This is a genomic window from Acetobacter fallax (assembly GCF_011516735.1).
GTDB lineage: Bacteria > Pseudomonadota > Alphaproteobacteria > Acetobacterales > Acetobacteraceae > Acetobacter > Acetobacter fallax.
In genome coordinates, this window is record NZ_WOSX01000157.1 from 1 (window position 1) to 563 (window position 563).

General features: G+C 65.4%; 1 protein-coding gene. It reads right to left on the reverse strand.

What is annotated here, in order from left to right; genetic code table 11:
• Positions 1-563: 3'-5' exonuclease (locus GOB85_RS18960; protein ID WP_277875965.1), on the reverse strand; the 563-nt coding region annotated here is incomplete at both ends.

Genomic DNA, 563 nt, shown 5'->3' on the forward strand with positions numbered 1-563 from the left:
TTGCGCGCCATGCCGCCCGGAAAGATGGCCTCCTCCCAGGCCGGCAGAAAGACGTGGCGGAATTCCAGTCCTTTTGCCCTGTGCATGGTGATGAGCTGCACCCGGTCCTTTCCCTTCTCCCCGGGCGCCCCGCTCGCCAGGGCCGCGTGCTCCATCAGATGCTCCACACGCCGGAAGCCGTCGGCCAGTTCTGTCAGCTCGGCAAGGTTTTCCCTCTGGGTCGCGGCCTCATCACTGTCATCAGCGCGGAGCATGTCCAGATAGCCCGTCTCCTCAAGCAGCCAGGTGAGACGTTGTCCGAGCGTGTCGTCATCACGCGCCCCGGCGCGTCTGAGGATCTGGATAAAGCCGTCGAGCGCCAGACCGCATCTGGGAGGCAGGCGCGTTCGCATGGCGGCGGCACACAGCGACAGACCAAAATCTGCCGCCTCAGCCTCGATCATCCCCAGTCCCTTCGCTCCGAGACCCCGGGCAGGCTTGTTGGCAACCCGACGAAAGGCCTCATCGGACTGGCGCTCATCCGGCCACGAGGAAAGGGTCAGGAGCGCCAGGGCGTCCTTGAC